This is a genomic window from Sphingomonas sp. 179-A 2A2 NHS, assembly GCF_045371305.1.
GTDB lineage: Bacteria > Pseudomonadota > Alphaproteobacteria > Sphingomonadales > Sphingomonadaceae > Sphingomonas.
Map to the genome: position 1 here is coordinate 202,331 of NZ_JBIQDE010000006.1, position 12,868 is coordinate 215,198.

The following is a 12,868-nucleotide window of genomic DNA, read 5'->3' on the forward strand; positions in this document are numbered from 1 at the left end:
CACCCTCGCGCATACGTGTGAGGATCACTAGTTAGGCGCCAATGCAGCTTGTAATTGTCGAATCGCCCGCAAAGGCGAAGACCATCGAAAAATACCTCGGCTCCGATTTTCGCGTTCTCGCGAGCTACGGCCATGTCCGCGATCTGCCGGCGAAGGACGGCTCGGTCGATCCCGACGCCGGCTTTGCGATGGAATGGGAAAATTACGCCGACAAGGCCAAGCAGCTGAAGGCGATCGCCGATCTCGCCAAGGATGCCGACCGCCTGATCCTCGCCACCGACCCTGATCGAGAGGGGGAGGCGATCAGCTGGCACGTCCAGGAAGTGCTGGCGAAGCGCAAGGCGCTGCCCAAGAAGGTCGACCGCGTCACCTTCAACGCCATCACCAAGCCCGCGGTGACTCAGGCGATGGCGAACCCGCGTGAGCTCGATACCGACCTCATCGACGCCTATCGTGCCCGCCGCGCGCTCGACTATCTCGTCGGCTTCACGCTCTCGCCGGTGCTGTGGCGCAAGCTGCCCGGCGCCAAGTCCGCCGGCCGCGTCCAGTCGGTCGCGCTTCGCCTGATCGTCGATCGCGAGCGTGAGATCGAGGCGTTTCGCGCGCAGGAATATTGGTCGGTCACTGCCGCCATGGAGCAGGACGGCACCCCCTTCACCGCCCGCCTCGTGCAATGGGACGGCAAGAAGCTCGATCGCCTGTCGATCGGCAATGAGGGCGACGCGCTGAAGGCCAAGGCCGCGGTCGAGGCCGGCCGCTTCACCGTCGAGCGGGTCGAAACCAAGCCCGCGACGCGCAACCCGCCGCCGCCCTTCACCACCTCGACGTTGCAGCAGGAGGCAGCGCGCAAGCTCGGCTTCTCCGCCGATCACACGATGCGGATCGCGCAGCAGCTCTACGAGGATGGCGCGATTACTTACATGCGTACCGACGGCGTGCAGATGGACGGCAGCGCCATTGATGCCGCACGCGGCGCGATCGCCAATCGCTATGACGCGAGCTACGTCCCCGACAAGCCGCGGCAGTATCAGACCAAGGCCAAGAACGCGCAGGAAGCGCACGAGGCGATCCGCCCCACGGACTTCGGCCGCGATCGCGTCGGCTCGGGCGACCATGCCCGCCTCTACGACCTCGTCTGGAAGCGCGCGCTCGCCAGCCAGATGGCCTCGGCGCGGATGGAGCGCACCACCGTCGACATGGCCGACGGGACGGGACGCAACGTGCTGCGCGCGACCGGCCAGGTCGTGCTCTTCCCCGGCTATCTCGCGCTCTACGAAGAGGGGCAGGACGATAGCGCGGACGAGGATGCGAAGCGCCTGCCGCGGATGCGTGACGGCGATTCCCCGGCCAAGAAGTCGGTCGACGCCGAACAGCATTTCACCCAGCCGCCGCCGCGCTTCTCCGAAGCCTCGCTGGTCAAGCGCATGGAGGAACTCGGCATTGGCCGCCCCTCCACCTACGCCTCGATCATCAAGACGCTGAAGGACCGCGCCTATGTGCGCGTCGAGAAGAATCGCTTCTTCGCCGAGGAGAGCGGGCGTCTCGTGACGGCGTTCCTCGAACGCTTCTTCGAACGATACGTCGGCTATGATTATACCGCCGAGCTTGAGGAGGAGCTGGACGACGTCTCGGGCGGCCGCGCACAATGGCAGGCGGTGCTCGAAAGCTTCTGGCGCGATTTCAAGCCGCGCACCGCCGAGGTGATGGAGTTCAAGCCGAGCGAAGTCACCGAACAGCTCGACGCCTTCCTCGCGCCCTATCTCTTCCCCGAGCGGGCGGACGGCAGCGACGCGCGGCTGTGTCCCAATTGCGGCAATGGCCGGCTGGCGCTGCGCGGCGGCCGCTTCGGCGCGTTCATCGCCTGCTCCAATTACCCCGAGTGCAAATACACCCGCCGCTTCGCGCAGGCGGGCGCCGAGGCCGGCGACAGCGGTGAGCCCGAGCAGCTCGGCCATGATCCGGAAACCGGCCTTCCTGTCGAGCGCAAGTCGGGGCGCTTTGGCCCGTATATCCAGCTCGGCGAGGGCAAGGACGCCAAGCGCGCCTCGATTCCCAAGGATGTCGGCGAGCTCGATCTGGAAATGGCGCTGAAGCTCCTCAGCCTGCCGCGCACGATCGGCCAGCACCCCGAAACGGGCAAGGACATCGTCGCCTCGATCGGCCGCTACGGCCCCTATCTGCAGCATGACGGGAAGTACGCCCGGTTGCAGAGCACCGCCGACGTGTTCGAAACCGGCATGAACGCTGCCGTGGTGAAGCTCGCGGAGGCCGCCGCCGGCGGCGGCCGCCCCCAGCGCGGCTCGCGCGAACCGCTCAAGGTGCTGGGCAAGCATCCGCGCACCGAGGCGGAGCTGAAGCTCATGGAGGGCCGCTACGGTCCCTATGTCACCGACGGCGAAACCAACGCCACTCTGCCCAAGACGATCGCCCCCGATGCGCTGACGCTGGAGGAGGCCGCGCAACTCATCGACGCGCGCGCCGCCATGCCGAGCAAGGGCAAGACCAAGAAGAAGGCGCCCGCCAAAAAGGCCGCACCCAAGAAAGCCGCCGCCCCGAAGACCGCGGCCGCCAAGAAGGCACCTGCGGGAAAAAAGGCGGCAGCAGCCGAATAATCGTTGGCGAGCACGCCCGGCTTCTCACGCGCGGGAGGAGCCGAGGTGTATTATGCGATCAGGCCGCCCGGCGCTGGCTCGCGGCGATCCAGTCGCGGGCGGCGCGCTGCGCCGCAGCGATCTCGCGCGCGCTCATGTCGTCCGCGATCTCCGCCCGCGCGGCCTGCGCGGCTTCGTTGCCGGCAACGGCCGCCAGGTTGAACCATTTGTGAGCTTCGATGAGGTCATAGACCGCGCCACCAGTCCCGGTGGAGAAGGCGACCCCCAGGTCATAACAGGCAAGTCCGTCGCCGCGCATCGCATCGGCCAGCCGGCTGTCGATCAGAAAACGCGCACTCTTGAGACTGATACCCATCTGATTCGCCCCACGTTCATGTCCCCATGACGGACGTGTGGCGCGATTCGCCTCACCAAATGGTTAATGGGTTAACAGGGGTCGACCGCGATATTGTCGATCAGCCGGGTCTGGCCCATGCGTGCCGCGGCGAGCAGCCGGCGCGGCCGGTCAGCGGCGGGCTCCGGCTGCAACGTCTCGGCATCGACCAGCGCGATATAATCAACCGCAAAGCCAGCCGAGGTCAGGCTTGCCTCGGCTTCTGCCAGCGCCGTTGCGGCATCGTCCCCGCGGCAGATCGCGCGGGCGGCGATACCCAGCGCCCGGGGGAGTGCCACCGCCTTCGCGCGCTCCTCTTCGTCGAGGTAGATGTTGCGCGAGGACAACGCGAGGCCATCGTCATCACGCTGCGTCGGTACGCCGATCACCTCAAGCCCGAAATCGAGGTCCGCCACCATCCGCCGGATCACCGACAGTTGCTGGAAATCCTTTTCGCCGAAATAGGCGGCGTCGGGCGTCACCTGGTTGAAGAGCTTGGCGACGACAGTCGCGACACCATCGAAATGGCCCGGTCGCGCAGCGCCATCCAGCCCTTCGCTAACACCCGCAACGCTGATGTTTGTGGCGAAACCCGCCGGGTACATGACGTCCACCGTCGGCAACCAGAGAAGGTCGCACCCGGCCTCAACCAGCATGCGCGAATCCGCCATTTCGCGCCTCGGATAGCGGGCAAGGTCCTCGCTCGGGCCGAACTGCTTGGGATTGACGAAGATCGACGCCACCACCTTCGTGCCGGCGCGCTTCGCCGCCTCAATCAGGGCGATGTGGCCGGCATGAAGCGCGCCCATCGTCGGCACCAGAGCGATGCGGGCACCATCGGCGCGGAAGGCGGCAATCGCAGCGCGCAGGTCGGTCAAATCACGGACGGTCTGCACGCTGATCGAAACTCCACTCGTAACGGAAACCGCGGGCATCTATGGAGGTCGGTGCATACGATCAACAAGGGATGCGACGTTTTGCCGACCGGTTCCGACAATACCCATGTCATCGTGTTCGCCAACGAGAAGGGCGGAACGGGCAAGTCGACGACGGCAGTGCACGTCGCGATCGCCCTTGCGGTGCGCGGCGCGCGCGTCGCCTGCCTCGATCTCGATCATCGCCAGCGTACGATGGGCCGCTATCTCGACAATCGCGCCGAGACCGTTCGCCGTAACGGGTCCGATCTCGTGATCCCGCGCCACCGCACCGCGCATGAGGATTTCGAGGAAGCCTTCGCCGAAATGACGGAAGGCAGCGACTTCCTGGTCATCGACACGCCCGGTCGTGACGATCCTTATGCCCGCAGCGCCGCCGTGCGCGCGGATACGCTCGTCACGCCGATGAACGACAGCTTCGTCGATTTCGATCTCATCGGCCAGGTTCACCCCGAAACCTTCAAGGTCACGCGCCCGAGCTTCTATTCCGAACTCATCTGGGACGCGCGCAAGGCCCGCGCGAAGGCCGATGGCTCGACGATCGACTGGGTCGTCCTGCGCAACCGCCTGCAGCACATCGAGGCACGCAACATGCGACGCGTGTCGGACGCGCTCGATCAACTGGCGAAGCGGGTCGGCTTCCGCATCATCCCGGGCCTTGGCGAGCGCGTGATCTACCGCGAGCTGTTCCCCTCCGGGCTGACGATGCTCGATTCGAAGGAATTCGGTGGAATGGCACTGGGCCATGTCGCCGCGCGGCAGGAGCTTCGCGAGATGATGGCCGGGCTGGCGCTGCCCGAGCCTGCCGTGCCGCTGGTTGCATGATCTTCAAGCTGCTTCTCGCAGTGCTCGTCGCTTATGCCGGCTGGCGCATGTGGAAAAACGGCTTTGGCGCGCCGCGCAAGCGTATCCCTGCCGGGGCGCGCGTCGCCGAACCCATTGATGCGGCAGCGGCGCGCCAGTTGCTGGGCTTGGCGCCTGGAGCGGACGAAGCGTCGATCCGCGCAGCGCATCGCCGGCTGATGGCGGAGGCGCATCCCGATCGCGGCGGGTCGGCCGACGCCGCCCGCGCACTCAACGCGGCGCGTGACCTTCTGCTTCGTCGAGCCGGTTGACCGAAACGGGTCGTCCACCGTCATGCAACACCGTTTCCACCCCTCGATCCTGCGCGATTATGACATTCGAGGCACCGTCGGTCGCACGCTCGACACTGCGGACGCACGCGCGGTCGGCCACGCCTTCGGCAGCATCGTGCGGCGCAGCGGCGGCACACGCGTCGCGGTCGGGCGGGACGGACGCCTCTCCTCCCCTGATCTGGAAGCGGCGCTGGTCGAAGGCCTCGCTGCCGCGGGTATCCATGTCGTGCGGATCGGCCTCGGCCCCTCCCCGATGCTCTACCATGCAGAGCGGACGCTGGGCGTCGACGGGGCGATCCAGGTCACCGGCAGCCACAATCCGATTGACGACAACGGCTTCAAGATGGTGCTGCGCCACCGGCCGTTCTTCGGCGAGGACATCGTCAGGCTCGCCGGCCTCGCGGCTGCCGGCGACGTCGAGAGCGGTGCCGGCAGCGTCAGCGCGGCCGAGGTGTGCGAGGAATATGTCGCTCGTCTCGTCGACGGCGATCCGATCCCCGCCTTTCGCATCGGCTGGGATGCTGGCAACGGCGCGGCCGGGCCTGCGGTCGAACGCCTTGTTGGGCTGTTGCCAGGCGAGCATCACGTGCTCTTCGCCGAGGTCGACGGCAGCTTCCCCAATCATCACCCCGATCCGACCGAAGAAGCCAACCTTGCCGCGCTGAAGGCGCTGGTGGTGGAAAAGTCGCTCGACTTCGGGGTCGCCTTCGACGGCGACGGGGACCGTATTGGCGCCGTCGACGGCCTCGGCCGGGTGATCGCGGGCGATCAACTGCTGTCGATCCTTGCCGAGCCTGCGCTTCGCGCCAATCCCGGGGCCGCGATCGTCGCGGACGTCAAGGCAAGCGCCACGCTGTTCGATCGCATCGCCGCGCTCGGCGGCCGCCCGGTTATGTGGAAAAGCGGCCACAGCAACATCAAGACGATGATGCATGAGGTGGGCGCCCCGCTCGCCGGCGAGATGAGCGGGCATATCTTCTTCGCCGAACTGGGCGGGCATGACGATGCTCTCTACGCCGCGGTTCAGCTGATCCGCGCGGTCGGCCTCGCCGGCCGCTCGCTCGCCGCGCTGCGCGATGCCATGCCGGCCGTGGTCGCGACCCCCGAGCTTCGCTTCGCGGTTGACGAAGCACGCAAGGGGGCGGTGGTCGAGGAGGTGCTCGAACGGCTCGCCAACGAGGGGGCAAGCGTCGACCTCACCGATGGGGCGCGCGTGACGACGCCCGACGGTTGGTGGCTGCTACGCGCTTCCAATACCCAGGCGATGCTCACCGCCCGCGCGGAGGCGAAGGATGAGGCCGCGCTCGGGCGGCTGGTCGCCGCGATCGACGCACAACTGGCGCTCAGCGGTGTCTCGCGCGCCTGAGCAAGTGGCGATACGGCAGATGACATGCCGCAACGGAAGCCCCACATAGCCGGCATGCGAAAGCAACCCAGCATCATCCGAGTCATCGATCTAGAAACCACCGGTAACGCCCCGCCCACCCACGGCGTCTGCGAGATTGGCTGGCAGGACGTTGCTCTGGGCGAGGATGGCCGCTGGGAATTGTATGGCGAAGGCGGCAACCGGCTGGTGAATCCGGGGCGGTCCATGCCGCCGATCACTCAGGCGATCCACCATATCCGCGACGAGGACGTGGCCGACGCGCCCTGGTGGCATGATGTCGCCCGCGCGGTGCTCGATCCCTATCCCCGCCGCATCGCCCTTGCCGCCCATCGCGCCGATTTCGAGCAGCAATTCTGCACCCCGGCGATGACGCATGGCGCCAGCTGGATCTGCACCTGGAAGTGTGCGCTGCGGCTGTGGCCGGACAGCCCCAGCTTCTCCAACCAGGTGCTGCGCTATTGGCGCAAGCCCGAGGGGCTGGATCACGAGCGCGGCCTTCCCGCGCACCGCGCGTTCCCGGACGCCTATGTCACCGCTTTCCACCTGCGCGACATGCTGAACGAGGCGAGCGTTGCACAGCTGATCGAATGGTCAAGCATCCCCGCGCTGCTGCCGCGCGTTCGCTTCGGCGCGGACCGCGGCAAGCCGTGGACCGAGATCGAGGAGGAAAGCCTGGTCAAGTTCCTCACGGATCGCGATCCGGATGTTCGCTTCACGGCGGGAACAGAACTCGCCCGGCGCCGCGGCGGTGGCCTCGTTGGGCGCATGTCGCCCCAGGAATTGCTGCTCTAACGTCCGCGTCAACATCCGGTCTGGTCGCGACGGCGAGCGTCGCGGCAGCGGCTATGGCCTTTCTCGGCTGCGGCCCCTAGACGCGTCGCCAATGGCCGGCGACACTCCGCAAAGGTTCACCGTTAAGGAAGGCCGCATTGGCCGGGTGCTGATCGCCTTCATGGCGGCCGGCTTCGCCGCGCTGATCGTGGCGGGGATCGCCGCTGCGTGGATCACTGGAGAGCTTGCGCGCCACAGCCGGTGGATCGCCCATACCTACGAAGTCGAGCTTGCCATCGCCGACACGCGGCGGCTGATCGAACAGGGCGAAACGACGCGGCGCGGCTATCTGCTGGCACCGGACTCGCAAAGCTTCCTGCGGGCCTATCGCGAGGTCGAAAGCGCACTTCCGCAATCTGCCAAGAAGCTTCGCCAGCTGACCTATGACAATCCGGCGCAGCAGAAGAACATCGTTCAACTCGAACGCTTGCTCCGCGAACTGATCGTCCAGCGCAGCGAGACGATCGCGCTGGTCGAGCGTGGCGACAGTGCAGCCGCAGTCGCCGAATTCCAGCGGGAGGCAAGCGCCGCGCGGCTCCGCGCAATCCGACAGACGTTCGACGCCATGTCGCGCGAAGAGCGCAAGCTGCTGAACGAGCGTGATGCCGAGCAGCAGCGCAGCCTCAACCTGTTCTACACCGTACTCATCATCGCCGGCGTGCTGGTGGTGGTCGTCGCGATCGCATCATTACTGGTCGTGGTGCGCTACACGTCGGATCTCGCCCAGTCGCGCGAACAACTGCAGCAACTGAACGAGAGCCTGGAGATGATCGTCGAGGAGCGCACCTCCGATCTCACGCGTGCCAACGACGAGATCCAGCGTTTCGCCTATATCGTCAGCCACGATCTGCGCTCGCCGCTCGTCAACGTCATGGGCTTCACCGCCGAATTGGAATCGGCAACGGCGGCATTGCGCGATCTCGTCGATCGGGCCGAGGAAACGGCGCCCGAGGTGGTGACGGAAGAAGCAAAGCTCGCCGCGCGCGAAGATTTGCCCGAAGCGATCGGCTTCATCCGTACCTCCACCCAGAAGATGGACCGGCTGATCAACGCGATCCTCGCCCTGTCGCGCCAGGGCCGCCGCGTGCTGGCGCCCGAATTGCTCGATCTCAACCAGATCGTCGACAATATCCGCGATTCGATGGCGCACCGCCTCGAGGAGACGGATGCGACGATCCAGATCGAAGGCACGCTGCCGCGCATCGTCAGCGATCGGGTCGCGATCGAACAGATCCTCTCCAACCTGATCGAGAATGCGGTGAAGTACCGCCATCCCGATCGCCCCGTCTTCGTCAGCATCAGCGGCAGCGCCGCGCCCGATCGCGTCTGGATCTCGGTCGCGGACAATGGCCGCGGGATCGATCCGCGCGATCACGAGCGCGTGTTCGACCTGTTCCGCCGCTCCGGCACCCAGGATCAGCCCGGCGAAGGCATCGGCCTCGCCCATGTCCGTGCCCTCGCCTATCGTCTCGGCGGCACCATCACCCTACGCTCCGCGCTTGGCGAAGGGGCCACCTTCCGCCTATCCCTCCCCCCGACGCTGAGCCTGCAGGAAAGATCATCATGAACGCACATCAATCCGTCAGCATCGTGATGATCGAGGATGACGAAGGCCATGCCCGGCTCATCGAGAAGAACATCCGCCGCGCCGGCATCCTGAACGATATCAAGCATTTCCCGGACGGGACGAGCGCGCTCGATTATCTGTTCAATGCACCCGACGGCCCGATGCTGAACGGCCCGGCGCTGGTGCTCCTCGATCTCAACCTGCCGGACATGAGCGGCACCGACATCCTCGCCAAGATCAAGGGCTCGGACGGCCCGGTGAAGCGCACGCCCGTCGTCGTGCTCACCACCACCGACGACAGCCGCGAGATCCAGCGCTGCTACGATCTGGGCGCCAACGTCTACATCACGAAGCCGGTGAACTACGAAAGCTTCGCCCAGGCGATCCGGCAGCTCGGCCTGTTCCTGTCGGTGATCCAGGTTCCCGACCTCGCGGACTGATGGACCGCATCCTCTACATCGACGACGACGCGGGCATCCGTCGTCTCGCCTCGCGGGCGCTTGCCCGCCGCGGCTGGGACGTGACGGTTGCCGAAGGCGGCGAGATCGGCGTGCGGATTGCCGCCGAACAAAGCTTCCATCTCGTTGCCGTCGATCACTACATGCCGGGGATTGATGGGCTGGAAACGCTCGCCCGCCTGCGCGCACTGCCGGATCCGCCGAGTGTCGTCTACGTCACTGGTTCTGAGGAACAGCGCGTCGCCGTCGCGGCGCTGCGTGCCGGTGCGTCCGACTATGTCGTGAAGTCGGTCGGGGATGATTTCTTCGACCTGCTCGACGCCTCGTTCCGCGCTGTCCTCGCCCGCAGTCAGCTCGAAAAGCAGAAGGCGGCAGCCGAAGAATCGTTGCGCGTGTCGAATGCCCGGCTCGAGGCGCTGCTGGCCGAGGTGAACCACCGCGTCGCCAATTCCCTGCAGATCGTCTCCGCGATGGTACGGCTCCAGGCCAGCGCCCTCAGCGATCCCGCGGCACGTGCCGCCCTCGACGATACGCAGCGGCGCATCAACGCCATCGCCCAGGTTCATCGCCGCCTCTACACCGGCGGCGATGTCGAGCATGTCGACATGCGCGAATATCTCACCACCCTGGTCGACGAGCTCGCCGAAACTTGGTCGACCGCGGAAAAGCCGCGCGCGCTCCACCTCGCCGCCGATCCGATCCTGCTGCCCACGGATCGTGCCGTGTCGCTCGGCGTCATCGTCACCGAACTGGTCAGCAACGCCTGCAAATATGCCTATCCCAGCGGCAGTGGCGAAGTCCGTGTGGCGCTGCATCGCGAGGGCGAGGACGTGTTCATGCTCGCCGTGGAGGATGACGGCATCGGCATGATCGAGGGTGTGTCGCCCGGCGGCACCGGGGTGGGCACCAAATTGATCCGCGCCATGGCACAGAGCCTGCGCACCACCGTTGAATATGATCGGGCCCATCGCGGCACGCGCGCCATCCTGCGCTGCGCGCTCAGCTGACCGCCCGACACCGAAGGAGCCGTTATGAAGACCCGTGCCGCCGTCGCGTTCGAAGCGAAGAAACCGCTGGAGATCGTCGAGCTTGATCTCGAAGGGCCCAAGGCCGGCGAAGTGCTGGTCGAGATCATGGCGACCGGCATCTGCCATACGGACGCCTATACGCTCGATGGCCTCGACAGCGAAGGCATCTTCCCCTCGATCCTCGGCCACGAAGGCTGCGGCATCGTGCGAGAGGTCGGCCCCGGCGTCACCAGCGTCGCGCCCGACGATCACGTCATCCCGCTATACACGCCGGAATGCCGCCAGTGTAAGTCGTGCCTCAGCCAGAAGACCAACCTGTGCACCGCAATCCGGGCGACACAGGGCAAGGGGCTGATGCCGGATGGCACCAGCCGCTTCAGCTACAAGGGTCGGCAGATCTTCCATTACATGGGCTGCTCGACCTTCTCGAACTTCACCGTGTTGCCCGAGATCGCCGTCGCGAAGATCCGCCCCGACGCGCCGTTCGACACCAGCTGCTACATCGGCTGCGGTGTCACCACCGGCGTGGGCGCGGTGATCAACACGGCGAAGGTGGAGCCCGGCGCTACCGTCATCGTGTTCGGTCTCGGCGGCATCGGCCTCAACGTGATCCAGGGCGCCAAGTTCGCCGGTGCGGCGCGCATCGTCGGCGTCGACATCAACCCCGATCGTGAGGAATGGGGCCGCAAGTTCGGCATGACCGACTTCGTGAACCCGAAGGATGTTGGCGATGTCGTTCAGCACCTGATCGCGATGACTGATGGTGGCGGTGACTATACGTTCGACTGCACTGGCAACACGGTGGTGATGCGCCAGGCGCTCGAGGCGGCGCACCGCGGCTGGGGCGAGTCGATCATCATCGGCGTCGCCGAAGCCGGCAAGGAGATCGCGACACGTCCGTTCCAGCTCGTCACCGGACGGGTGTGGAAGGGCACGGCGTTCGGCGGCGCCCGCGGCCGCACCGACGTGCCCAAGATCGTCGACTGGTACATGAACGGCCTGATCGAGATCGACCCGATGATCACGCACCGGCTTACGCTGGACGAGATCAACAAGGGATTCGATCTGATGCACGCCGGCGAAAGCATCCGCAGCGTCGTCGTTTACTGAGGGCAATCACGCCGTGGGTCACCCTGAACTCGTTTCAGGGCCCACCGCCCCGCACAGCGCCGCAGGGCTAGCGGGGCGCTGAAACAGTTCGTTGAAGGCGCGTCAGCGATCCCGCCCGGCGACATAGCCAGTGTACGGCCCGCAATTCTCCGGGTCCTTGCGGCACTGCTTCTCCCACGCGCGCCGTTCCTTGCCCTCGCGCGCCTCGGCCTTGCGCATCTTGCGCCCGTAGTTGCGATCGGCCTCCTCTTGGCTCGTGGTCGACCAGTCGACCACTTTGCCCGCCGCCTTGAACGGCGCGGTGGCAACACCCGTCACCGTCCGCACGCACCCGCCCGCCAGAAGCGGCAGCAACGCTACCAGAATTACCTTACGCATCACTTCACTCCTCGCGCGTCATTGCGCGCTTTCACGCCGATTGCCGGAAAATCGGTGAAGAATCCGTCGATACCAAGGCGAAGCGCCGCCGAAATCTCGGCAGCCACATCACCATGACCGCGCGGGTCGATCCCCCGGCGATAGCCGGCCGGGAGGAAGTAGTTTTCCGCACGGTATGTCCATGGGTGAACGCGCAGCCCCGCGGCATGGGCGTCGCTCACCAGCGCGCTCGGCGCCTCGCCATTCCAGAGCATCGCCTTGTTCGGCCCGATCCCCCAGGCGTAGGTCGCCACCGCCCTGAGCCCCGCGGGCGTCATCATCGCAGCATAGCTTGCCGCCGCCCCATCCGCCGGGGCGCCTTCGCCGTCCACCAGCTGGATCAGCCGGACCTTCGTCGTGCCCTTCAGCCGCTTCAGGTTCTCGACCTCAAAAGACTGGATGAAGACCGGCGCCTCCGCGCTGTCCCACCCGGCACGGCGCAGCGCCTCGACCAGCGGCGCATCAGTCCCCTTGCCGATCGTCGCGAAATAGGTCGGATGCTTGGTCTCGGGATAGATCCCGACCCGGTGCTTCTTGGCCAGCGCGATCACCTCGTCGAAGGTCGGGATCGTCTCCTTGCCGTCATACTCCGTGTTGCCCGGCCGCATCAGCGGCAGCCGCTCCTTGGCGCGCAGCGTCTTCAACTCCGCCAGCGTGAAGTCCTCCGTGAACCAGCCTGTCTGCTCACGCCCGTCGATCGTCTTGGTGGTGCGGCGATCGGCGAACTCGGGCCGCTCGGCCACATCGGTCGTCTCGCTGATTTCATTCTCGTGCCGGGCCACCAGCACGCCGTCGCGCGTCGGCACCAGGTCTGGCTCGATTACATCCGCGCCTTGGGCGATTGCCAGTTCATAGGCGGCAATCGTGTGCTCCGGGCGCTCTCCGGAAGCACCGCGATGAGCAATGACGAGGGGATCGGAAAGAGAGGGTATGGCCTGCATCGGTCCTGCTTGCCGTGAAGTACATCCGCTCGCCAGCAGCGCGAGAAGAAATATTACGGAATACTTGGATCGT

Annotated in this window: 13 protein-coding genes; 9 read left to right on the forward strand and 4 right to left on the reverse strand. The window is 66.1% G+C overall.

Translation table 11 applies throughout. The features are described 5' to 3' along the window. The first annotated feature begins 41 nt into the window (after positions 1–41). Positions 42–2,612, forward strand: a complete 2,571-nt coding sequence (gene topA, locus ACH0AE_RS14715) for a type I DNA topoisomerase (RefSeq protein ID WP_406875834.1) — start codon at positions 42–44, stop codon at positions 2,610–2,612. A 58-nt stretch (positions 2,613–2,670) separates the two neighbouring features. Here topA and ACH0AE_RS14720 read toward each other — a convergent pair whose 3' ends face one another. After that, entirely contained in the window at positions 2,671–2,967 is a 297-nt protein-coding gene (locus tag ACH0AE_RS14720) for a hypothetical protein (protein WP_294445200.1), read from the reverse strand. A gap of 71 nt (positions 2,968–3,038) precedes the next feature. Next, a complete protein-coding gene (gene panC, locus ACH0AE_RS14725; RefSeq protein WP_294445198.1) occupies positions 3,039–3,881 on the reverse strand; it encodes a pantoate--beta-alanine ligase in 843 nt (280 codons plus the stop codon). 51 nt (positions 3,882–3,932) lie between these two features. Between panC and ACH0AE_RS14730 the strand changes: the two genes are divergently transcribed. The 8 genes from ACH0AE_RS14730 to ACH0AE_RS14765 all read left to right on the forward strand — a co-directional run bounded on the left by ACH0AE_RS14730 (position 3,933) and on the right by ACH0AE_RS14765 (position 11,437). Next, positions 3,933–4,745: a division plane positioning ATPase MipZ gene (locus ACH0AE_RS14730; RefSeq protein ID WP_294445197.1), complete on the forward strand. Its 813-nt coding sequence runs from the start codon at positions 3,933–3,935 to the stop codon at positions 4,743–4,745. Further along, a complete protein-coding gene (locus tag ACH0AE_RS14735) occupies positions 4,742–5,035 on the forward strand; it encodes a J domain-containing protein (RefSeq protein ID WP_294445196.1) in 294 nt (97 codons plus the stop codon). Before ACH0AE_RS14730 ends, ACH0AE_RS14735 begins: the two co-directional genes overlap by 4 nt. A gap of 22 nt (positions 5,036–5,057) precedes the next feature. After that, on the forward strand, positions 5,058–6,422 hold the full coding sequence (gene pgmG / locus ACH0AE_RS14740) for a phosphoglucomutase/phosphomannomutase PgmG (RefSeq protein ID WP_406875835.1): 1,365 nt from the start codon (positions 5,058–5,060) through the stop codon (positions 6,420–6,422). Positions 6,423–6,476: 54 nt separating this feature from the next. Continuing rightward, positions 6,477–7,235 carry an exonuclease domain-containing protein gene (locus ACH0AE_RS14745; RefSeq protein WP_294445127.1) on the forward strand — a complete coding sequence of 253 codons (759 nt, stop codon included), beginning with the start codon at positions 6,477–6,479 and terminating at the stop codon, positions 7,233–7,235. 91 nt (positions 7,236–7,326) lie between these two features. Then, the gene (locus ACH0AE_RS14750) at positions 7,327–8,841 is read left to right on the forward strand and encodes an ATP-binding protein (RefSeq protein ID WP_294445126.1); all 1,515 of its coding nucleotides are present in this window, start codon (positions 7,327–7,329) and stop codon (positions 8,839–8,841) included. Further along, positions 8,838–9,281, forward strand: coding sequence for a response regulator (locus ACH0AE_RS14755; RefSeq protein ID WP_294445125.1), 444 nt, complete (start codon positions 8,838–8,840; stop codon positions 9,279–9,281). The genes ACH0AE_RS14750 and ACH0AE_RS14755 overlap by 4 nt, the downstream gene beginning before the upstream one ends. Then, positions 9,281–10,306, forward strand: coding sequence for a sensor histidine kinase (locus ACH0AE_RS14760; protein ID WP_294445124.1), 1,026 nt, complete (start codon positions 9,281–9,283; stop codon positions 10,304–10,306). The genes ACH0AE_RS14755 and ACH0AE_RS14760 overlap by 1 nt, the downstream gene beginning before the upstream one ends. A gap of 24 nt (positions 10,307–10,330) precedes the next feature. After that, complete coding sequence (locus ACH0AE_RS14765; protein WP_406875836.1) at positions 10,331–11,437, forward strand: S-(hydroxymethyl)glutathione dehydrogenase/class III alcohol dehydrogenase; 1,107 nt, start codon at positions 10,331–10,333, stop codon at positions 11,435–11,437. Between the two features lie 102 nt (positions 11,438–11,539). Here ACH0AE_RS14765 and ACH0AE_RS14770 read toward each other — a convergent pair whose 3' ends face one another. Both ACH0AE_RS14770 and ACH0AE_RS14775 read right to left on the reverse strand, forming a co-directional pair. Then, positions 11,540–11,815: a hypothetical protein gene (locus ACH0AE_RS14770; protein ID WP_294444554.1), complete on the reverse strand. Its 276-nt coding sequence runs from the start codon at positions 11,813–11,815 to the stop codon at positions 11,540–11,542. After that, a complete protein-coding gene (locus ACH0AE_RS14775) occupies positions 11,815–12,795 on the reverse strand; it encodes a glycerophosphodiester phosphodiesterase (protein ID WP_294444552.1) in 981 nt (326 codons plus the stop codon). Before ACH0AE_RS14775 ends, ACH0AE_RS14770 begins: the two co-directional genes overlap by 1 nt. Positions 12,796–12,868 lie beyond the last annotated feature (73 nt).

Coding starts and splice junctions, on each gene's coding strand:
- ACH0AE_RS14745 (WP_294445127.1), top strand. CDS start 6,477: ATGCGAAAGCAACCCAGCATCATCCGAGTCATCGATCTAGAAACCACC.
- pgmG (WP_406875835.1), top strand. CDS start 5,058: ATGCAACACCGTTTCCACCCCTCGATCCTGCGCGATTATGACATTCGA.
- ACH0AE_RS14755 (WP_294445125.1), top strand. CDS start 8,838: ATGAACGCACATCAATCCGTCAGCATCGTGATGATCGAGGATGACGAA.
- ACH0AE_RS14750 (WP_294445126.1), top strand. CDS start 7,327: ATGGCCGGCGACACTCCGCAAAGGTTCACCGTTAAGGAAGGCCGCATT.
- ACH0AE_RS14760 (WP_294445124.1), top strand. CDS start 9,281: ATGGACCGCATCCTCTACATCGACGACGACGCGGGCATCCGTCGTCTC.
- ACH0AE_RS14775 (WP_294444552.1), bottom strand. CDS start 12,795: ATGCAGGCCATACCCTCTCTTTCCGATCCCCTCGTCATTGCTCATCGC.
- ACH0AE_RS14770 (WP_294444554.1), bottom strand. CDS start 11,815: ATGCGTAAGGTAATTCTGGTAGCGTTGCTGCCGCTTCTGGCGGGCGGG.
- ACH0AE_RS14720 (WP_294445200.1), bottom strand. CDS start 2,967: ATGGGTATCAGTCTCAAGAGTGCGCGTTTTCTGATCGACAGCCGGCTG.
- topA (WP_406875834.1), top strand. CDS start 42: ATGCAGCTTGTAATTGTCGAATCGCCCGCAAAGGCGAAGACCATCGAA.
- ACH0AE_RS14765 (WP_406875836.1), top strand. CDS start 10,331: ATGAAGACCCGTGCCGCCGTCGCGTTCGAAGCGAAGAAACCGCTGGAG.
- ACH0AE_RS14735 (WP_294445196.1), top strand. CDS start 4,742: ATGATCTTCAAGCTGCTTCTCGCAGTGCTCGTCGCTTATGCCGGCTGG.